Source organism: Paraburkholderia sp. AV2 (assembly GCF_054968425.1).
Window position 1 is genome coordinate 1 of record NZ_JBANLK010000077.1, and the last position, 21,787, is coordinate 21,787.

16 protein-coding genes and 1 pseudogene are annotated in these 21,787 nt (G+C 64.4%); all 17 read left to right on the forward strand.

The window, feature by feature from the left end; all coding sequences use genetic code 11:
• Positions 1 to 451 precede the first annotated feature (451 nt).
• The gene (locus V8683_RS29750) at positions 452 to 1,150 is read left to right on the forward strand and encodes an energy transducer TonB (RefSeq protein WP_462848835.1); all 699 of its coding nucleotides are present in this window, start codon (positions 452 to 454) and stop codon (positions 1,148 to 1,150) included.
• Between the two features lie 75 nt (positions 1,151 to 1,225).
• Positions 1,226 to 2,155 (forward strand): MotA/TolQ/ExbB proton channel family protein, encoded by a 930-nt coding sequence (locus V8683_RS29755; protein ID WP_411191711.1) that lies wholly within the window; start codon positions 1,226 to 1,228, stop codon positions 2,153 to 2,155.
• Positions 2,156 to 2,170: 15 nt separating this feature from the next.
• Complete coding sequence (locus V8683_RS29760; RefSeq protein WP_411191710.1) at positions 2,171 to 2,596, forward strand: ExbD/TolR family protein; 426 nt, start codon at positions 2,171 to 2,173, stop codon at positions 2,594 to 2,596.
• 19 nt (positions 2,597 to 2,615) lie between these two features.
• Positions 2,616 to 3,044: an ExbD/TolR family protein gene (locus tag V8683_RS29765; RefSeq protein ID WP_027797795.1), complete on the forward strand. Its 429-nt coding sequence runs from the start codon at positions 2,616 to 2,618 to the stop codon at positions 3,042 to 3,044.
• Between the two features lie 49 nt (positions 3,045 to 3,093).
• The gene (locus V8683_RS29770; protein ID WP_411192527.1) at positions 3,094 to 4,269 is read left to right on the forward strand and encodes a tetratricopeptide repeat protein; all 1,176 of its coding nucleotides are present in this window, start codon (positions 3,094 to 3,096) and stop codon (positions 4,267 to 4,269) included.
• A gap of 236 nt (positions 4,270 to 4,505) precedes the next feature.
• Entirely contained in the window at positions 4,506 to 5,078 is a 573-nt protein-coding gene (locus tag V8683_RS29775) for a helix-turn-helix domain-containing protein (protein WP_411191709.1), read from the forward strand.
• 399 nt (positions 5,079 to 5,477) lie between these two features.
• Positions 5,478 to 8,315, forward strand: coding sequence for a TonB-dependent receptor (locus V8683_RS29780; RefSeq protein WP_411191708.1), 2,838 nt, complete (start codon positions 5,478 to 5,480; stop codon positions 8,313 to 8,315).
• A 187-nt stretch (positions 8,316 to 8,502) separates the two neighbouring features.
• Positions 8,503 to 10,428 (forward strand): extracellular solute-binding protein, encoded by a 1,926-nt coding sequence (locus tag V8683_RS29785; protein WP_411192526.1) that lies wholly within the window; start codon positions 8,503 to 8,505, stop codon positions 10,426 to 10,428.
• 26 nt (positions 10,429 to 10,454) lie between these two features.
• The gene (locus V8683_RS29790) at positions 10,455 to 12,338 is read left to right on the forward strand and encodes an extracellular solute-binding protein (RefSeq protein WP_411191707.1); all 1,884 of its coding nucleotides are present in this window, start codon (positions 10,455 to 10,457) and stop codon (positions 12,336 to 12,338) included.
• 16 nt (positions 12,339 to 12,354) lie between these two features.
• On the forward strand, positions 12,355 to 13,407 hold the full coding sequence (locus V8683_RS29795) for a microcin C ABC transporter permease YejB (RefSeq protein ID WP_411191706.1): 1,053 nt from the start codon (positions 12,355 to 12,357) through the stop codon (positions 13,405 to 13,407).
• Positions 13,361 to 14,476, forward strand: coding sequence for an ABC transporter permease (locus V8683_RS29800; protein WP_411191705.1), 1,116 nt, complete (start codon positions 13,361 to 13,363; stop codon positions 14,474 to 14,476). Before V8683_RS29795 ends, V8683_RS29800 begins: the two co-directional genes overlap by 47 nt.
• Entirely contained in the window at positions 14,476 to 16,104 is a 1,629-nt protein-coding gene (locus V8683_RS29805; RefSeq protein WP_411191704.1) for an ABC transporter ATP-binding protein, read from the forward strand. The genes V8683_RS29800 and V8683_RS29805 overlap by 1 nt, the downstream gene beginning before the upstream one ends.
• Positions 16,101 to 17,537, forward strand: a complete 1,437-nt coding sequence (locus V8683_RS29810) for a TldD/PmbA family protein (RefSeq protein ID WP_411191703.1) — start codon at positions 16,101 to 16,103, stop codon at positions 17,535 to 17,537. The genes V8683_RS29805 and V8683_RS29810 overlap by 4 nt, the downstream gene beginning before the upstream one ends.
• A complete protein-coding gene (locus V8683_RS29815; RefSeq protein ID WP_411191702.1) occupies positions 17,537 to 18,898 on the forward strand; it encodes a TldD/PmbA family protein in 1,362 nt (453 codons plus the stop codon). The genes V8683_RS29810 and V8683_RS29815 overlap by 1 nt, the downstream gene beginning before the upstream one ends.
• 64 nt (positions 18,899 to 18,962) lie before the next feature.
• Entirely contained in the window at positions 18,963 to 19,490 is a 528-nt protein-coding gene (locus V8683_RS29820; protein WP_411191701.1) for a GNAT family N-acetyltransferase, read from the forward strand.
• Positions 19,491 to 19,494: 4 nt separating this feature from the next.
• On the forward strand, positions 19,495 to 20,052 hold the full coding sequence (locus V8683_RS29825; protein ID WP_411191700.1) for a GNAT family N-acetyltransferase: 558 nt from the start codon (positions 19,495 to 19,497) through the stop codon (positions 20,050 to 20,052).
• Between the two features lie 16 nt (positions 20,053 to 20,068).
• A pseudogene (locus tag V8683_RS29830) lies at positions 20,069 to 21,691 on the forward strand (efflux RND transporter permease subunit); the annotation flags it as partial.
• Positions 21,692 to 21,787 lie beyond the last annotated feature (96 nt).

Consider the following 21,787-nt stretch of genomic DNA (forward strand, 5'->3'; position numbering starts at 1 on the left):
ATCTGCTGGAACACTCTTCAGCGAACTCAACAGCCTTTATGAAACCGTCTCTTAGAGCCATTCTTCTAAACACCGTATTCTCCCATCAAAAAAAGTTTGCTCATTCTGTTTTTGTCTTGCTATCTTTCCGAACGCTGAAACGAAACTGAAACACGCCTATGTTGCGCATTATCGCTGGCGGTATTTCACGGACGATATGAGCGGGCTGTCGGAAAAATTCTCGTAAACCCGAACACCAGGGTTAGTACTACTTATCGTCAGTCTGGCAAGGATGGCTTGCCTCCGGGTTCCGGCGAGACAGAAGGATTTGCCGCTGCGGTCGTCCGTATCCGTTTCGTAGTCCGATTGAAAGTGTGGTCCGACGTTCCTGAAGTTCGACCGTCAGACCTCGAAACTGGTTCGCTGCGGTAAAGAAAAGGGGCGCCCGGCGCCCGAGGGAGCGAAGGTGGTGATGAAAGTGCAAGTGGATGTTCCAGCCGGGTCCGGTCGGCCGGGCATGCCTGGCCGTCCGCGCGAATACGGACGCAAGCAGCAGAATCCCGCGCGCCGCTATGGCGGCATCGCGGCAGTGATCGCCCTGCATGTGGTGCTCATCTATGCGCTGGTCAATGGTCTTGCCAACAAGGTCGTGCAGGTCATCCAGCATCCCATCGAAACGAAGATCATCGAGCCGGTGAAGCCGCCGCCTCCCCCGCCGCTGCCCGTCGTGCAGTTGCCGCCGCCGAAGTTCGCGCCGCCGCCGCCGCCGTTCGTGCCGCCGCCCGAAGTGCCGGTGCAGGCGCCGCCCCAGCCGACCATCACGCACCAGGCCGCGCCCGTCGTCAGCGCGCCGGTGACCGCGCCGCCGGCGCCTCCCGCGCCGGCCGCCAAGCCGGTGAGCCATGAAGTGGGCGTGGTGTGCCCGAATTCGGACGAGATCCGCGGTTCGATCGCTTATCCGAAGGAGGCGCAGGAAAACAACGTGACGGGCGACGTCCTCATCGAATTCGTCGTGGACCCGCAAGGCCATATCACGAACGAGCGCGTGGCCAAGTCGTCCGAGGACAGCAGCCTCGACGGCGCGGCGTTCAACGCGGTGAAGAAGTTCAATTGCATTTCGCAGGGGCAGCCGGTGCGTGTGCAGGTTCCGTTCTCGTTCACGCTGAACTGATCGAGCACGCAATCCGCACCGGATGAATGTCATTACTCACGTTTTAGTAGTTCTAACGGATGAACTGGAGCACGCATGAAGAAGCGTTCCTATGCCGCACTGGCGGCCAGCATGTTGATCGCCGTCGCCACGGTTGATACCTTTATCGCACCACAGCTTGCCAACGCGCAGGCTAGCGACGCCACCGCTGCCGCATCGGCCCCTGCCACGGCGTCCAGCGCGGACGCGAGCACGGCTGCACCGGCGCCCGTCGCGTCGGCCGCCGCCGACCAGGCCGTGCCGCCGCCCGCTCCGGCGACCTCGGAGACGGTCACCAACCCCTACGGCCTCGGCGCCCTCTGGAAGAACGGCGACTTCGTCGCGCGTTTCGTGCTGATCCTGCTCGTCATCATGTCGATGGGTAGCTGGTACATCATGATCACCAAGTTCTTCGAGCAGTTCCGTGCGAACCGCCGCGCGAAGATCGCCGACGAACAGATCTGGAGCGCACCGTCGCTCGCCGAAGGCGCGAAGCAGCTCGAAGAGACGTCGCCGTTCCGCTTCATCGCCGAAACTGCGATCGATGCCGGCGCGCACCACGACGAAGCCCTGCTCGAAACCGTGGACCGCAACACGTGGATCGACGTGTCGGTCGAGCGCTCGATCACCAGTGTTTCGAATCGCCTGCAGGATGGTCTTGCTTTCCTCGGTACGGTCGGCTCGACGGCGCCGTTCGTCGGCCTGTTCGGCACGGTGTGGGGCATCTATCACGCGCTGACCGCCATCGGCATCGCAGGCCAGGCGTCGATCGACAAGGTCGCGGGCCCCGTCGGCGAAGCGCTCATCATGACCGCCATCGGTCTGGCGGTCGCGGTGCCGGCCGTGCTGGGCTACAACTTCCTCGTGCGCCGCAACAAGGCCGTGATGGAGCGCGTGCGTGCCTTCGCCGCGCAGCTTCACGCCGTCGTGCTGGCGGGCGGCAAGCGTGCTCGCAATACGGCACGCACCACCGCGATGGCTGACTGAGCAAGGGGGCACGCCATGGCCATGAGCGTTGGAGGCGAAGGCGACGAGGACGAAGTCATCTCGTCCATCAACACCACGCCGCTCGTCGACGTGATGCTGGTGTTGCTGATCATCTTCCTGATCACGATTCCGGTGGTGACGCATACGGTGAAGCTCGAGTTGCCCAAGCAGACGGTGACGCCGCTGCAGACGCAGCCGAAGAGCATCGAGATCGCGGTGAACCGCGATGGCGACTTCTTCTGGTACGAGCAGCACATCGATGCGCCGACGCTGCTCGCGCGCCTGAAGACGGCGTCCGCGCAGACGCCGCAGCCGGAAGTGCACATCCGCGGCGACCAGAACACGCGCTATGAGTTCATCGGCCGCGTGATCACGTCGTGCGAGCGCGCGGGTATCGCGAAGGTGTCATTCATTACGGAGCCGCCGGCGCGCGGCGGCTAAGGGTAAGGAGAGGGCGGTTATGGGCATGAACGTATCGTCGGGCGGCGGGAGCAGTGAACCGGAAGTGATGGTGGACATCAACACCACGCCGCTGATCGACGTGATGCTGGTGCTGCTGATCATGCTGATCATCACCATTCCGATCCAGATGCACGCGGTGAAGATGAATCTGCCGGTGGGTAATCCGCCGCCGCCGGCAGTGCAGCCGGAGGTGGTGCAGATCGATATCGACTTCGACGGCACCACGACCTGGAACGGCACGCTCGTGCCCGACGAGGCGACGCTGGAGCAGAAGTTCTCGCAAGTTGCGGCCGAACCGGACCAGGCGGAGATTCACCTGCGTCCGAACCGGCTCGCACCGTACAAGGACGTAGCGGCCGTGCTGGCGGCGGCGCAGCGGGAAGGGGCGACGAAGATCGGCCTGATCGGCAACGAGCAGTACATGTAGTGAGGAAATGAGAGTGAGCAGCCTTCCTGATCGTTTGAAGAAAGCCGCGCTGGCGTTGGCGGTGAGCGGACTGTCGGCACTGGCCGTGCTGCCGGCGGCCGCGCGCGCGGCCGACACGTTGCGCCCCGACGTGGCGAAGCCGCTGAACGACGCGCAGACGCTGTATCGCGCGCACAACTACCAGGGCGCGCTCGGCAAGATCGCGCAGGCGGCGGCCGTGCCGAACAAGACGCCTTACGAGACCTATATGGTCGAGGAAATGCGCGGCGCCGCGGCGATGGCTGCGGGCGAAAACGGCGTGGCGGCCCAGGCCTACGAGTCGCTGCTCGCGAGCGGCCAGCTCAAGGGCGCGGAGGAGCAGCAGACCACGGCGGCGCTGGCGGGCCTGTACTTCCAGCAGAAGAACTATGCGCAGGCGATCAAGGTCGCGCAGCGCTACCAGAAGGCTGGCGGTACGGATGCGCAGATGGGAACGTTGCTGGTGGAGTCGTACTACCTGTCGGGCGACTATGCGAGTGCCGTGCGTCTGCTGAACGCGAGCGTGGACTCGCAGGTGCGCGCGGGCCACGTGCCCGACGAAGAGCAACTGCAACTGCTGGGCACGTGCGCGCAGCATGCCAACGATCAGGGTGCCTACCGCGGCGCGCTCGAGAAGCTGGTGGCGTATCACCCGAAGCAATCGTACTGGGACGACCTGCTGCATTCGGTTCGCAGCAAGCCGGGTTATCTGGGCGCGCTGGACGTGGACACGTATCGCCTGCGTCGCGCGACGGGGTCGCTCACGACGGCGGACGACTACATGGAGATGACGCAGCTCGCGCTCGTTTCGGGGTCGACGGCTGAAGGCAAGCAGGTCATCGATCAGGGTTTCGCCTCAGGCGTGCTGGGCCACGACGCGCAGGCGGACCGCGAACATCGCCTGCAGGCGCTTGCCGCGAAGCGCACGCAGTCCGGCGCGGACCAGAACGGCAATCCGGTTGCGCCGTTCGATGCGGCCTTCAACCAGGTGTTCGCCGGGCAGGCGCAGCAAGGTATCGCCGCCATGCAGGCGCTCATTGCGAAGGGCGGCCTGGACCACCTGGATCTCGCGCAACTGCGTCTGGGCGAGGCGTACTACTTCGCCGGGCAGAAGGCGAAGGCCGTGCAGGTGTTCCGCAACGTGAAGGGCACCGACGGCAGTGCGGATCTCGCCCAGCTCTGGATTCTGGTGGCGTCGAAGTCGTAAGGGAAAGACTGGCGGCCCGTCGCGCCCGGTGGGCGCCGCGGGCCGCGGAGGAAATGCGGTACACCACCAATTAGGGTAAGGAGTCCAAATCGACTGGCGAGGGCGACCGGTCCCGGGCTTTCCGTCGTGAGACAACCGGTTCCGGTTCGCAAAAGCGGGCGGGGCAGGCGTGTCGACCATGAGGAAAACAATTTGGCAACATCAAACAAATTTTGACGCGTGGTTTCTGGCTTGCTATGGTTTCGCCACTCGATAACAAGGCAGTAGTAGCAGCGATTGGAAGCAGGATTCGGGCGTTGCGCCAGCGGCTCAAGCGCACGCTGCAGGAGACGGCCACGCTGGCGGGGATTTCGAAGCCGTTTTTGTCTCAGGTCGAACGCGGCCATGCTACGCCCTCGATCGCGACGCTTTCGGGGATCGCCAGAGCGCTCGGCGTGACCGTGCAGTACTTCGTCGAGACTCAGAACGAGGCGCAGACCGTGGCCAGAAGCGACGAGCTGAAGTTCTTCGGGTTCGCGGGCTCGGGCAACCAGTTCGGCCGGCTGACCGGCTCGGGCGGCAACAAGTTGCTGGAGGCGCATCTCGTGCGGATGCCGGTGGGCGAAGCGCCTTCGGAAGTCGCGACTGCGGCCGTGGAAGAGTTCATGTATGTAATGAGCGGCGAGGTGTCGCTCAAGCTCGAAGGTAGAACCTTTGTGTTGCAGGCCGGTGACACGGCCCATTACGAATCGGCGGTGCCGCACGAATGGGCCAATACGGCCGACGAGGAAAGCGTGTTCGTCTGGGTGGGCACGCCGAAGCTGTTTTGAGCGGTACAGGGAATGATCCGGCCGCATGAGCCGGAAGCAGTCTTTCAGTAATGCAAAATAAATGTAAGGAAGGGCATTCCGGGCGGAAAAGCTCAACAGGGGCGCCCGGAAGACGCATAAGACAACGTCGGGTCGCGGACAGCATGAAATGCAGTTGCAAGCCATTGCAATGAATTAGTAGTCCGATGCGAATGGATGTTCGAGTGATTCACCGTGTCGTCGTCGACGCTTTATGTGCGCAAAACGCTCTGCAGCGCGCGGGTCGGCCGGTGGCGGATCCAGCAAGGCAAGAAAGGGCGCGGCGCGACAGCGTCGTCAAAAGGAGCAGCGGGGTTCACGAGACCTTGCTTCGCATAAACCGAAGTGGGCGTGACTGACGAGTGAGAAGGGGAAAAAAACGTGAAACAAAGGGTATTGGCGCTAGCCATTCGAAGAATAATCTGGGCTGAAGTAGCCTTGTCGGCGGCGATGGCCGTGCCGGCGTTCGCGCAGAGCCAACCGGCCGCCAGCGGCGGTGCGGCGAGCGCTGCGCCGGCTGCGCCTGCGGCGATCACTACGGCGCAAGCCGACACGGGCACGACAGGTAATACGGCTGGCGCCGCTGCCGGCACCAATGGCACCAGCGCTGCCAGCGCGGGCAGTACCGCGGCCGGTACGACGGGCCAGTCGAACGTCAAGCAACTGAAGACGTTCCAGGTGACCGGCTCGCTGATCCGGCAGTCGGACAAGACCGGCTTCCAGCAGGTGCAGGTCGTCTCGCAGAAAGACATTCAGGCTAGCGGCGCGACCACGGTGTCCGACTACCTGCGCTCGACGGCGGCCAACTCGGCCAGCAGTTGGGGCGACAACTACACGTACAGCACGGCGCCGGGCGGTGCGGGTATTGCACTGCGCGGCCTTTCCGAAAAGTACACCCTCGTGCTGATCGACGGTCAGCGCGTAGCGCCTTACGCGCTGAACACGAACTTCACCGATTCGTTCGTCGACCTGAACGCGCTGCCGCTCAACATGATCGACCGCATCGAGATCGTGAAGACGGGCGCGGTGTCCCAATACGGCTCGGACGCAATCGCAGGCGTGGTGAACATCATCACCAAGCACGACTATCAGGGTCTGCAACTGGACGGCAGCCTCGGCGGCGCACAGCATGGCGGCGCAGGCACGAGCAAGTTCAACATTCTCGGCGGCTTCGGCAATCTGACTTCGGACGGCTACAACATCACGGCCGCCGCGAGCTACCAGCACACGAGCGGCATCAGCCTCGACGAGCGCGATACCACGTCCAGCCAGCTCTTCCCGCTGGGCAACAACCAGGCGCCGTCCTTCTGGCAGACCGCGACGGGCCCGCAGGCGCTGAGTCCCTGCCCGTACGGCGGCAAGACGGTCTCGACCGCCAACTCGATCCCGGGTGCGTTCCAGGCCGGTACGGGCTGCGCCTACAACACCAGCAGCCTCGATTCGCTGGCGCCGGAGAGCGAGCACGCGAACATCAAGGTTCACGGCGATTTCAAGATCAACGACAACGTTCAGGCGTTTGCGGACATCTGGGACAGCTACGGCACGAGTTCGATCGTGACTGGACCGGCGTTCTTCAACGGCCTGAGCTCGCCGCTGACGTACTCGCCCGGGACGGGGCTGGTGGCCGTGAACAACGTGGTTCCGGCGAGCAATCCGTATAACCCGACCGGCGCCGCAACGCCGCTCAACTACATCTTCCCGAATGTACCGGAAGGTGTGAATTCATACTCCAACTTCTGGGCGTTTTCGACGGGCCTGAAGGGACAGTTCGATACGCAGAAGTGGGGCGACTGGAACTGGCAGGCGAGCTATGGCCATTCGCAGAGCGAAGTTTCGGTTACCGATACGAATGTGATGAATGCGCAGGCGTATCAGAATATTCTGGCCGGTGGCTTTGACTTCGCCAATCCGTCGATGACGCCGAACGGCTTGAACGGCCTGTTCAGCGACGCGAACTACATGGCCCTTTCGAAGCTCGATGTTGTCGATGCAACGATTTCGACGCCGAATCTGTTCCACCTGCCGACGGGCGACGTGGGCGTGGGCTTCGGTGCGCAGTTCCAGCATCAGAGCGAATACATCTCGAACCCGACTGGCACCGATACGGGTCAGACGATCATTGCAGGTATTCCGCTGCAGTCGGCCGATGACAGCCGGAATGTGGCCGCGGTCTATTATCAGATCGACATCCCCATCATCAAGAACCTGACGTTCAGCCAGGCCGGCCGCTACGACTACTACAACCAGTTCGGCGGTGCGTTCTCGCCGCGCTTTGCCCTGCGCTATCAGCCTGCCCAGGCGTTCACGGCCTACGCGTCGTACAACCGTGGCTTCCGCGCGCCGACCCTGGTCGAATCGTCGCGTGGCGCGTCGCTGGGTTCGCAAAACGCGATCGATACCGATTCGGCCAGCGCCCAGTACGGTCAGGATGTGAGCGTTGCGGAGCTGATGCACGGCAACCCGAATTTGCAGCCCGAGCGTACGAAGAACTACAACGTCGGTTTCGAACTGTCGCCGGTACATAACACGGACTTCGGTTTCGACTGGTACAAGATCGACGTGACCAACGTGATCGGTATTGCGCCGCTGCAGCCGACGGTGGATGCGAACAATCCAGCGAATGTGGTGCGTAATCCGAATACCAACGTGATCGACTACGTTAATTCGGAGCTGGTCAACTTCTCGTATCTGCACACGGACGGCTTCGAGGCGACCTTCCATCAGGCGCTGCCGACGAAGCTCGGTACCTTCTCGCTGTCGACGGACTGGGCCTATGTTTGGCACTTCGAGACTTCGGGCCTTGCGAATGGCGCGACCGACGCAGCGGGCAACAACAGCTCCCTGTCGCTCTCATTCGGCGGTTCGTTCCCGCGCTGGAGAGGCAACACGACGGTCTCGTGGCTGTCGCCCAACCGCCAGTGGAATGCGGCTCTGACCTGGAACTACACGGGACCGTACGCGAACACGGCTCAGGAGTCGGAGTTCGGTACGCCTGGCATTCCGACGGAAATCAGTTCGTTCAGCGTGTTCAACCTGACGGCCAGCTATACGGGCTTCAAGCACTGGACGCTGTACGCCGGCATCGACAACATCTTCAACCGCGCGCCGCCGTACGACCCGAACTTTGCGTACTTCCCGTTCTATCAGACCGGCTACGACACGTCGCTGTACGACTACATCGGCCGTTACGGTCAGATTGGCGCAACGTACAAGTTCTAAGGACGTGACGTAGTACGCCTGAAGAACGATACCGCTCCGGCCTTTCCACCCGAAAGGCGGAGCGGTTTTTTTAAAGAGCCACACTCTTCGAGACCGATTCAGACGGTTCGTTATCTCGACTGGACTGGATGAAACATGCCCCGGCTACAAGCCTGGGCATTCGTACTGAGCGATGAAGCCACTAGCGATGTTCCAGCCCGCGCGGGCGCTTGCCGCCGCGAAGGCGTATCTGCATCAGACCGTCCGGATCGCTGCCGGCGTTGCGGCGCTGCTGACTCTGGCGCTGCCTCCGGCGCAGGCGTCGTCGTCGATCGCCCAATACGACCAGCCGAAATACCCAACCGGCTTCACGCATTTCGCCTATGCGGACCCCAATGCTCCGGACAATGGCGAACTGACGTACCCGAACTACAACCAACTGCAGAGCTACGATTCGCTCAATCCCTTCCTGCTGCGCGGCGCGCCGGCGCCGGACATCCAGAACCTGATGTTCGATACGCTCATGCAGCGTAGCTGGGACGAGCTGGCTTCCGAATACCCGCTGATTGCCGACAACGTGGATGTGGCGCCCGACCTGGGTTCGGTGACGTTCCATATCAACCCGGCCGCGCGCTTCTCGAACGGCGATCCGATCACCGCTGCGGACGTCAAATATTCGTTCGACACGCTCAAGAGCCCGCAGGCCTCGCCGATGTTCAATTCGCAGTTCTCAGTGATCAAGAGCGCGGCGGTGCTTGACCGGCTGACGATCCGCTTCGACTTCAATCGCAAGGAACGCGCCGCGCCGCTGATCGCGGGCGACCTGCCGGTGTTTTCGCCGAAGTGGGGCATGCGCGCCGACGGCACGCGGCCGCCGTTCGACCAGATTTCCAACGTACCGCCCATCGCCAGCGGCCCGTACCTGATCGAGCAGCGCAAGAACGACAAGCAGATCGTGTATCGCCGCAACCCGAACTACTGGGCGGCGAACCTGCCTTCTCGCCGCGGCATGTTCCGTTTCGAGAAGATCACGTTCCTGCTCTACGCCGATATCTACACCACGCTCGAAGCGTTCAAGGCCGGCGACGTCGACCTCAACATCGAATACAGCGCGACGCAGTGGGCGCGCAAGTATATCGGCAAGAACTTCCGCAACGGGCTGCTGCACAAGGGGGAATTCCCCGACGGCCCGGCGCAGATGCAGGGCATGGTCATCAATATGCGCAAGCCGATGTTCCAGGACCCGCGGGTCCGGCAGGCGCTTGCGCTCGCGTTCGACTACGACTGGATGAACCGAATGATGTTCTATGGTCAATATCGGCGCACCGAAAGCTATTTCGACGCAAGCCCGTTCGCGGCGAGCGGCATGCCGAGCACGAAGGAACTGGCATTGCTCGAGCCCTACCGCGCCGACGTGCCGGCCGCCGTGTTCGGACCGATGATCCGGCAGCCCACCACGCTGCCGCCGAATTCGCTGCGCAGCAACTTGCGCGAGGCGCGCGATCTGCTCGCCGAGGCCGGCTGGCACTATCGCGACGGCGCGCTGCGCGACGCGAACGGCAACCCGATGTCGATCGAGATTCTCGACGACGAGCCGGGCATGGACCGCCTCTATCTGCCCTATATGCAGGCGCTCAACCTGATCGGCATCCGCACCACGTTTCGCGAGATCGATGCGGCGCTCTATCAGAAGCGAGTCGATAATTTCGATTTCGACGTGACCACCTATCTCTATCCGCCCGTGACCATCCCCGGCGCCGAGCTGGTGCGCCGCTTCGGCAGTGCGGCCGCGACACAGGTCGGTTCGGAGAACTATCCGGGCATCAAGTCGAAGGCGGTGGACGGGCTGATCCAGGACGTACTCAAGGCCAACACGCTCGACGATCTCGAAGCCGCCACGCGGGCGCTCGACCGCGTGCTGATGAATTCGTACTATATGGTGCCCGAGTATTACGCGCCCAATACGCGCGTCGGCTACAAGACCGGTTTTGGCCACCCGGCGATCGTGCCCACCTCCTATCAGGACGTGGACTGGGTGATCGAATACTGGTACGACGCCCGCACGCAGACCGAACGCGGCGGACATGACGCGCAAGCGGCATCGGGTGCGCGAACGGGCAATCCGGTTCAGTGAGGAAGCAGGGACCGATGAGAAATTTGATGACACGATGTTTGGCACCGGCCTTCGCGGCGGCGCTGTGCTGCACGCTTGGTGCATTCACCGGGCCGGCACAGGCGCGCCCTTCGATTGCGCAATACGATCAGCCGAGGTATCCGGACAACTTCACGCACTTCGACTACGCGGACGCGGATGCGCCAGCCAACGGCACGCTGAATTTCGAAAACTACAACGACCTGCAGAGCTACGATTCGCTCAATCCGTTTCTCGTGCGCGGCGCGCCGGCGCCGGACATCCAGAACCTGATGTTCGATACGCTGATGCAGCGCAGCTGGGACGAACTGGCCTCGGCCTATCCGCTGATTGCCGACGACGTGGAGGTGGCGTCCGACCTGAGTTCGGCGACTTTCCATATCAACCCGGCCGCACGCTTTTCGAACGGCGACCCGATCACTGCCGCCGATGTCAAATATTCGTTCGATACCCTGACGAGCCCGCAGGCCTCGCCGCTCTTCAACACGCAATTCTCGGTGATCAAGAGTGCGACGGTGCTCGACCGGCTCACGATCCGCTTCGACTTCAGCCGCAAGGAGCGCGACGCGCCGCTGATCGCGGGCGACCTGCCGGTGTTTTCGCCGAAATGGGGGATGCGCGCCGACGGCACGCGGCCGCCGTTCGACCAGATTTCCAACGTACCGCCTATCGCCAGCGGCCCGTACCTGATTGAGCAGCGCAAGAACGACAAGCAGATCGTCTATCGCCGCAACCCGAACTACTGGGCGGCGAACCTGCCGTCGCGGCGCGGGATGTACCGCTTCGAGCGCGTGGAGTTCAAGCTCTATGCGGACCAGTACACGTCGCTGGAGGCCTTCAAGGCCGGCGATGTCGATGCCCGTATGGAATACTATTCGATGCTTTGGGCACGCAAATATGTCGGTAAGAACTTCCGCAACGGCATGCTGGCGAGGGCGACGTTCCCCGATGGTCCCGCGCAGATGCAGGGCTTGTTCTTCAATCTGCGCGAGCCGAAGTTCCAGGACCCGCGCGTGCGCCAGGCGCTGACGCTCGGCTTCGACTACGACTGGATGAACCGGATGCTGCTGTACGGTCAGTACCGCCGCACCAACAGCTTTTTCGACGCGAGCCCGTTCGCGGCGACCGGCATGCCGGGCGCGAAGGAACTGGCGCTGCTCGAACCGTATCGGGCCCAATTGCCGCCGGCCGTGTTCGGTCCGATGATCAAGCAGCCCGACACGCTGCCGCCGAATTCGCTGCGTGGCAACTTGCGAAAGGCGCGCGATCTGCTTGCCGAGGCAGGCTGGCACTATCGCGACGGCGCGCTGCGCGACGCGAACGGCACGCCGTTTACCGTCGAGATTCTCGACGACCAGCCGGGCATGGACCGTCTCTGCCTGCCGTATCTGCAGGCGTTGTCGCTGCTGGGCATCCAGACGAGCTTTCGCGAGGTCGACAGCGCGCTCTACCAGAAGCGTATCGACAACTTCCAGTTCGATATGACGACCTACATCTACGCGCCGGTCACGATTCCGGGCGCCGAGTTGCTGCGCCGCTTCGGCAGTGCCGCAGCGGACCAGGTCGGTTCGGAGAACTACCCGGGTCTCAAGTCGAAAGCCGTGGACGGTCTGATCCAGGACGTGCTCAAGGCCAACACGCTCGACGATCTCGAGGCCGCCACGCGCGCGCTCGACCGCGTGCTGATCAACGAATACCTGATCGTTCCGGAGTACTACCTGCCCAACGCGCGTATCGGCTACAAGACCACGCTGGGCCACCCGGCTATCGTGCCCACGACCTATCAGTACGAGGACTGGATCATCGACTACTGGTTCGTCAAGGCGCCGCCGGCAAGCAGCCATGCGCAGACCGCGGACGCCGCGCCTGCAGCCAGTTCCGCATCACATTGAGCATCGAGGATCATCCATGCTGGCTTACATACTCCGACGACTGATGCTGATGGTGCCGACCTTGATCGGCGTCGTCACGCTGACCTTCGTCGTTACGCAATTCGTGCCGGGCGGACCGGTCGAGCAGATGGTGACGCAGTTGCGCCACGGCGCGAGCCGCGGCGGCGAAACCGGCAGCGGAGGCGGTGGCTATCACGGCAGCCAGGGGGTCGACCCGCAGCAGATCGAGCAGATCAAGAAAGAGTTCGGCTTCGACAAGCCGCCGCTTACGCGCTACTTCCTGATGCTGAAGAACTACGCGACGTTCGATCTGGGCCAGTCCTACTACCAGCACGACAGCGTCTGGCACGTGATCCGCTCGAAGATGCCTGTTTCGATCACGCTGGGCCTGTGGACGGTGCTGCTCACCTACCTGATCGCGGTGCCGCTGGGCATCGCGAAGGCGGTGCGCAACGGCTCGCGTTTCGATACGGTAACGAGCGCCCTCGTGCTGACGGGCTACGCGATTCCGGGCTTCGTGCTGGGCGTGCTGCTGCTGATGCTGTTCGGCGGCGGGACGTTCTGGCAGTTGTTCCCGATGCGCGGTCTCACCTCCGATAATTTCGACGACCTGAGCATGATCGGCAAGGTGCTCGACTATCTGTGGCACATCGTGCTGCCGGTGACGGCTTCGGTGGTCGGCAACTTCGCCATCGTCACGATCCTGACCAAGAACACCTTCCTGGAGGAGATCGGCCGCCAGTATGTGCTGACGGCGCGCGCCAAGGGCGCGCCCGAGCGCGACGTGCTCTGGAAACACGTGTTGCGCAATGCCGCGATTCCGCTCCTGACCGGCTTGCCCGCCGCGTTCGTCGGTGCATTCCTGAACGGCAATCTGCTGATCGAGACGCTGTTCTCGCTGGACGGCATGGGGCAGCTCTCCTACGACTCGGTGATCCGCCGCGATTACCCCGTCGTGCTGGGCTCGCTGTTCCTGTTCACGCTGATCGGCCTTATCACCAAACTCATCGCTGACGTCTGCTATGTCCTCGTCGACCCCCGCATCCAATTCAACCGCCTGGACCACTGAGACGTCCGCGGCCGCCGCGCCGGCGGCCTCCGTCTCCCCATGGCGTCGTACGTGGCTGCGCTTCAAGGCGCAGCGGCTCGGCTACTGGAGCCTCATCATCTTCAGCGGGCTCTTCGTCATCAGCCTGCTGGGCGAAGTGCTGGCCAACGATCGTCCGCTCGTCGTGCGCTACGACGGGCACTATTATTTCCCGATCGTGAAGGAGTACCCAGAGACGCTGTTCGGCGGCGACTTCCCCGCGAAGACCAACTACCTCGATCCGTATATCCGCGGCCGGCTTTCGGCGGGCAGCAACTTTGCGATCTATCCGCCGAATCACTTCCATTACGACACGATCGATTACTTCGCGACGCGGCCGTTTCCGGCGCCGCCCTCGGCCAACAACTGGCTCGGCACCGACCAGTTCGGCCGCGACGTGCTCTCGCGCCTCCTGTACGGCTTCCGGCTCTCGGTGCTGATGGCCATGGCGCTGACCGTATCGGGCGTGCTGATCGGCGTGCTCACGGGGGCCGTGCAGGGCTTCTACGGGGGGCGCACCGACCTGATCGGGCAGCGCCTGATCGAGATCTGGGCCTCGATGCCGGATCTGTATCTGCTCATCATCTTCGCCTCGATCTTCGAGCCCACCTTGTGGCTGCTCTTCATCCTGCTTTCGATGTTCGGCTGGCTCGTGCTCTCCGACTACGTGCGCGCCGAGTTTCTGCGTAACCGTTCTCTCGACTACGTGAAGGCCGCCCGCACGATGGGCCTCTCGAACTGGCAGATCATGTGGCGGCACATCCTGCCCAACAGCCTCACGCCCGTGATTACCTTCCTGCCGTTCCGCATGAGCGCAGCGATCCTCTCGCTCACGAGCCTCGACTTCCTGGGTCTCGGCGTGCCGCCGCCCACACCGAGCCTGGGCGAACTGCTGCAGGAGGGCAAAAACAATCTCGACGCATGGTGGATTTCGATTTCGGCATTCGCGGCGCTCGTCATCACGCTGCTGCTGCTGACCTTCATGGGCGACGCGCTACGCAACGCGCTCGACACGCGCACCAGGGGTTCGGCATTCGGGGGAGGCAAGTGATGAGCCGTATGTTGCTGGAAATTGACCGCTTCTCGGTACGCTTCGGCGAAAAGGTGGCGGTGCAGGAACTGAGCCTCTCGATGCAGCGCGGCGAACGCGTCGCGCTGGTGGGCGAATCGGGCTCGGGCAAGAGCGTGACGGCGCTGTCGATTCTCGGCCTCGTCGAGCATGCGAAGCTGTCCGGCCGTATGCTGTTCGACGGCGAGGACCTGCTGCAGAAAACGGAGCAGCAGATGCGCGGCATTCGCGGCGCCGACATCGCGATGGTGTTCCAGGAGCCCATGACGGCGCTCAATCCGCTCTACACGATCGGCAAGCAGATCGCCGAGAGCCTGCGCCTGCACGAGGGGCTGCGGCCCAACGAAGCCCGCGAGCGCGGCATCGAGCTCTTGCGGCGCACGGGCATTCCCGAACCGGAGCGGCGGATCGACAGCTTCCCGCACCAGCTTTCGGGCGGCCAGCGCCAGCGCGCGATGATCGCGATGGCGCTTGCCTGCCGGCCGCGCCTCTTGCTGGCCGACGAACCGACCACGGCGCTCGACGTGACGGTGCGCCAGCAGATCGTCGATCTGCTGATCGAACTGCAGGAGCAGGAAGCGGCCGATCGCGGCATGGCCGTGCTGCTGATCACGCACGATCTGAATCTCGTGCGGCGCTTCGCGCAGCGCGTCGCGGTGATGGAAAAGGGCATGCTGGTGGAAACCAATACCACGGAAGCCCTCTTCTCGAATCCTCAGCACCCCTACACGCAGCGCCTGCTCGACAGCGAGCCCAGGCGTGCGGTCGATCCGGTCGAGAAGGACGCGCGCCCCATTCTCGACGTGAAGGGCGTGGCCGTGGACTATCACACGGCCGCCAAGGGCTGGCGCTCGATCCTCGGCAGCACGAAATTCCGCGCCGTGCACGAGGCGGACCTGAGCCTGCGCCGCGGCGAGACGCTCGGCATCGTCGGCGAATCGGGCTCGGGCAAGTCCACCCTGGCCTTCACGGTGCTGGGCCTGAACCGGCCGGCGCAGGGCGAGATCCTGATCGACGGCATGCCGCTTTCGACGCTGCGCAATCCCAGGTCGCGGCGCGAACTGTATTCGCGCATGCAGGTGGTGTTTCAGGACCCGTTCGGGTCGCTCTCGCCGCGCATGACGGTGGAACAGATCATCGGCGAGGGTCTCGTGGTGCACCGCCCGGAGTTCGAGGGGCCGGCGCGCCGTGCGCGCATCGGTTCGCTGCTTGAGGAGGTGGGGTTGCCGGCGGAGTCCATGCTGCGTTATCCGCACGAATTCTCGGGTGGTCAGCGCCAGCGCATTGCCATTGCGCGGGCGCTCGCGGTGGAGCCGGAACTGATGGTGCTCGACGAGCCCACGAGCGCGCTCGACGTCTCGATCCAGAAGCAGGTTCTCGCCCTGCTGACGAACCTGCAGAAGAAGTACAAGCTCAGCTATTTGTTCATCACGCACGACCTGGCGGTGATGCGCGCGATGGCGCATCGTGTCATCGTGATGAAAGCAGGCCGTATCGTCGAACAGGGCGACGCGCAGGATGTGCTGTATGCACCGTCGCATCCCTATACGCAGTCGTTGCTGGCCTCTTCGATGCTGCAAGGGCAGGAACCGGTGGAGAAATTCGTATGATCGACGAATGCTGGGCACGCGCGGCACAGGCGCTGAAGAGCCGTGCCGATTTCTGGTCGCTGCGCGTGGTGGACGAACATATTGAGGACCACGAAGTCCGCAACGACGTCGTGCAACCGCTGCGTTCGGTGCATGAGCGCGGCGCGATGATGACCGCGTGGGCGGGCGCCGGAGCGGGCTATGCGGCCACGGCGGATCTCAGCGCGGCAGGCCTGCAGCGCGCGCTGGACACGGCGACCGCGCGGGCCGAGGCCAGCGCGGCGTTTTCGCTGATCGACCATCGCGAGATCGCGCGGCCCACGGACAGCGGCCGCTACGCGTCGCCGAACGTCGACGCGCCACTGCTCACGCGTCGCGAATGGATCGAGCGTCTCTCGCAGGAATGCGCGATTGCGAAGCTCGACGAGCGCATTGTGGAGCGCGTGGCGAGCATGCACGTCGCGCACGCGGACCAGCTCTACCTGACGAGTGACGGCGTGCGCATCGAGCAGCGCTTTCGCTTCCTGATGCCGCAGTTGAGCGTGGCGGCGCACGCGGACGGCGACACCCAGGTGCGCACGCTGAGCGGCAATTACGGCACGCTCGCGCAGGGCGGTCTCGAGATCCTCGCGCGCTACGGCTTCGACGGCGCGGGCGCGCGCGTGGCCGACGAGGCGCTGCAACTGCTCGCCGCGCCCAATTGCCCCTCGGGCAAGCGCGACCTGCTGCTGATGCCCGACCAGATGATGCTGCAGATCCACGAGTCGATCGGTCATCCGCTAGAACTCGACCGCATTCTTGGCGACGAGCGCAACTTCGCGGGCTGGAGCTTCGTGAAGCCGGAGATGTTCGGCCGCTACCAGTACGGTTCCGGGCTGCTGAACGTGACGTTCGACCCCGAGCTGCGCGAGGAGGCCGCGACGTATGCCTTCGACGACGAGGGCAGCGCGGCGACGAAGCAATATCTGATCCGCAATGGCGTGCTGGAGCGCCCGCTGGGCGGTGCGCTCTCGCAGCAACGCGCGGGCCTGCCCGGCGTTGCGAATTCGCGCGCGTCGAACTGGAACCGCCCGCCCATCGACCGCATGGCAAACCTCAACATCGAGCCGGGTACGGCCACGCTGGATGCGATGATCGCCCATATCGAGCACGGCATCCTGATGTCGACGAACACGTCCTGGTCCATCGACGATCATCGCAACAAGTTCCAGTTCGGCTGCGAGTACGGCCGGCTGATCGAGAACGGCAAGCTCACGCAGGTCGTGAAGCGCCCCAACTATCGCGGCATTTCCGCAAGCTTCTGGCGCAGCCTTTCCGCGGTGGGCGATGCGGCCACGCGCGAGGTGTTCGGCACGCCGATGTGCGGCAAGGGCGAGCCCGCCCAGATCATCCGCGTGGGGCATGCTTCGCCCGCATGCGTGTTCAGCGACGTCGACGTGTTCGGAGGCGCATGATGAGCGAAGCCCTTTTTGCGCGCACCGGGGCGTCGGTGGACTGGCAGACGCATTTCACCACGCTGGCCGGCGCGATCGACCGGCTCGTGCGGACCGGCGAGGCGGCGCTCACGTCGTTCGCGGGCGAGCAGTCGGACTTCGTCCGCTTCAACGGCGGCAAGGTGAGACAGACCGGTCAGGTGTCCCAGGGGCGTCTCACGCTGCGTCTCATCGACGGCGCGCGCCAGGCGTACTCGACGCTCGACATCTGCGGCGACGCGGACCAGGACCTGCGCGAAGTCGGCGCCGCGCTGGAGGTACTGCGCACGGACCTGCGCGATGCGCCCGACGATCCGCACCTGCTTTACGACACCACGTCGTGGCAGCGGTCGACGCGCCGCACGGGGCGCCTGCCCGATCCTCACGCGCTCGTGCGCACGGTCGCCGAATGCGCGCGCGGGCTCGATTTCGTGGGCTTTTATGCGGGCGGCACGCTCGCGCGCGGGTTCGCCTCGACGAGCGGCAGCCGCGGCTGGTACGAGGTGGAGAACTTCTGCTTCAGTTGGTCGCTGTATCACCCGGGTGGCCGTGCGATCAAGACGACCTACGCGGGCGACAACTGGGACGACGCGACCTTTGCCCGCAAGGTGGAGGAGGCGGCGGCGCGGCTGCCGGTGCTCGCGCTCGCGCCGCGCGCGCTGGGTCCTGGCCGCTATCGGGCGTGGCTCGCGCCGGGTGCGCTCGAAGAACTGCTGAGCGTGGCTGCCTGGGGCGGCTTCTCGGCGCGCGCGCAGGCCGCCTCGCTGAGCCCGCTGTACCGGCTCAACGCCGGCGAGGTGACGCTTGACCCGCGTGTGACACTGGCGGAAGATCTTGAGCTTGGCATCGCACCCGCATTCAATGAGGATGGCTATCTACGCGAAAGCGTTGCGTTGATTCGCGAAGGCCGCGGCGTGGCGCAGTTGACGAATGCCCGCACGGCGCGGGAGTATGGCCTCGCGCCGAACGGCGCGCTCGCGAACGAGATGCCTTCGTCGCTCGCGATGGCGGCCGGCGACCTTGCCGATGAGGACGTGCTCGCGGCGCTAGGCACCGGTCTCTATGTCGGCAACCTCTGGTACGTGAACTACTCCGACCGCATGAGTTGCCGCCTGACCGGCATGACGCGCTTCGCGACGTTCTGGGTGGAGGAGGGCCGCATCGTCGCGCCGGTCGAGGCGATGCGTTTCGACGACAGTCTGTATGGCCTGCTGGGCGAGAGGCTGGAGCGTCTGGGCGCGCAGCCCGAATTGCGCCTCTCCGACGACTCATGGGGCCAGCGCGCAACCGGCGGCATGAAGCTGCCCGGCGTACTCGTGAGGGAGTTCGAACTGACGCTTTAGGGCGCGTTCAACTCCACGGCCCGCCGGCCGACCCGCGACAGCGCCAACAACAAGGAAAACAACGATGCAGTCGAGGATACCCGAGGGCCTCGTCGTGCGCGCCCTGCGCCCCGGCGACGCCGCCGCTTTTCATGCGTTGCAGAACAGCCCGTCCGTGCTGCGCGGGCATACGCACGCGCCATACGGCTCGCTCGAAGCCACGCGCGAGTGGCTGGAAAAGCTCGCGCCGCCGGCCGTCCTCATTGGCGCCTGGGTGGGCGAGACGCTGGTCGGATCGGTGGGGTTGCACCCGCAGAAGACGCGGCGCTCGCACGTGGGCCAGATCGGCATCAGCGTGCACGACGACTGGCAGCGGCGCGGCATCGGTGCCCATCTGATGGCGCAGGTGCTCGACCTTGCCGACAACTGGCTCGGCCTGCGCCGCCTCGAACTGCACGTGTTCACCGACAACGCCGCTGCCATCGCGCTCTACCACCAATGCGGGTTCGAAATCGAGGCGCGCTTTCGCGGTTCGGTACTGCGCGAAGGCGTACTGATCGATTCGTTCCTGATGGGGCGCTTGCGCGACCCTTTGCCGTTCGCCACGGAGTGACCCGATGCACGACCCGACCCTATCGTCCGTGACGGCGCCGGCTGGTTCGATCCGCGTGCGCGCCTGCGGGCTGGCCGATCTCGAGGCCGTTGCCGCGCTCATGAATCTGCCTCGCGTGCGACACGGCACGCTGTCGAACGGCTGGCGCACGGCCGAATCTCTGCGTGCGTGGTACGACGATCACACGCCCGGCTCCGTCAGGCTCTGTGCTGAAATCGATGCCTGCGTAGTCGGCAATGTGACGCTCATGGTCGGCACGCTGCGGCGCGCGCATTGCGGATCGCTGGGGATCGCGGTTGACGACGCTTTTCAGGGCCGCGGCGTAGGCAGTGCGCTGATGGCGGCGATCGTCGACTATGCGGACCGCTCGCTCGGCCTGCGCCGGATCGAGCTCGAGGTGTACCCCGACAATGCCTCGGCCATCGCGCTCTACCGCAAGTTCGGCTTCGTCGAGGAGGGCCGCTCGCGCGGCAGCTCGGTCCGCGACGGCGTGCTCGCCGACACGCTGCACATGGCACGCTATGCCGACGCGCCGCCTTTCGCCGAACCCTCATCCTCATAACCGGACGGACGCGCGCGTGCCCTTTTTCTTCATCGACAGACCGGTTTTCGCATGGGTCGTGGCGCTCGCCGTGGTGGTGGCGGGCTTGCTGGCCATTCCGATGCTGCCGGTTGCGCAGTACCCGCGGCTTTCGCCGCCGCGCATCGTCATCGCCGCGGAGTACCCGGGCGCTTCGGCGGAAGAGGTGGACAACAACGTCGCGAGCATCATCGAGGAAAGCCTCGACGGCGCCGAAGGGCTGCTCTACTACGAGACCACGAGCGACGCGCTCGGCAACCTCGAAATCGACGTGACGTTCACGCCTCAGACGAATCCCGACATCGCGCTCGTGGACGTGCAGAACCGCCTCAAACAGGTCGAGGCGCGGCTGCCGCAGCCCGTGGTGCAGGAGGGCATCGACGTGGAGAAGGCGGCGAACACGTTCCTGATGCTGGTGGCGCTCACGTCCACCGACGGCACGCGCGATTCCGCGCAACTGAGCGACTATCTGAACCGCTACATCATGCGCGACCTGAAGCGCGCGCCGGGTGTGGGCTCGGCCGAGCTCTGGGATGCCGACGAGGCCATGCGCATCTGGCTCGACCCGGTGAAGCTGCGCGAATACGGCTTCACGGCCGCCGACGTCAACACCGCGATCGCCGCGCAGAACGTACCCGTGACGGCGGGCACGCTCGGCAACGCGCCTTTTGTGAACGGCCAGCAGACCACCGAATCGGTGAGCGTGAAGGGGCAACTGGAGACGCCGGAGGAATTCGGGCAAATCGTGCTGAAGGCGAAGACGGACGGCTCGCTCGTGCGTTTGCGCGACATCGCGCGCGTGGAGATAGGCCGCGACGACTATTCGTTCTACTCGCGCCTGAATGGCCGTCCGGCCGCCACCGTGGGCATCCAGCTCGGGCCGCGCGGCAATGCGCTGGAAACGTCCAATGCGATTCGCGCGCGGCTTGCCGAACTGTCGAAGCATCTACCCTCGGGCGTGGCCATCGAGATTCCGTTCGATACGGCCTACTTCGTGCGCGTGGCGATTCACGAAGTCGTGATCACGCTGCTCGAAGCCGTGGTGCTGGTGTTCGCCGTGATGTGGCTGTTCCTGCGCGACCTGCGCTCCACGCTCGTGCCCACCGTCGTGATACCTGTCACGCTGATGGGCGCGTTCCTCGCGCTTTACGCGTGCGGCATGTCCATCAACGTCTTCACGATGTTCGGGCTCGTGCTCGCCATCGGCATACTCGTGGACGATGCGATCGTGGTCGTCGAGAGCGTGCACCGCGTGATGCACGAGCGAGGCCTGGCGCCGCGCGAGGCGACGCGCGCGGCCATGAAGCGCATTGGCGGCGCCATCGTCGGCGTGACGGTCGTGCTGACCGGCGTGTTCGTGCCCATGCTGTTCTTCACCGGCAACGTGGGCGGCATCTACCGGCAGTTCGCCGTGGCCATGATCGCCTCGATGCTCGTGTCGTCGTTCATGGCGCTTTCGCTCACGCCCGCGCTGTGCGCGAATCTGTTGAGGATGCCGAAGCCCATGAGGCATGGCCGCGCGCAGCCCGCACGCGGGCTCACGGCCCAGGTCGCGCGCGCGTCGCGCGGCTATCGCGCCTTCGTCGCGGCGCGGCTGCGCCCCGCGCCGCGTATGGTCGCCAAATAACCGCTGCTGTGCGCCATGCTTTCGCTCCCAGTCTCATATACACATAACCGAGCCCACGAGACTCCATTGCCGATGACCGATTGCCGCTTG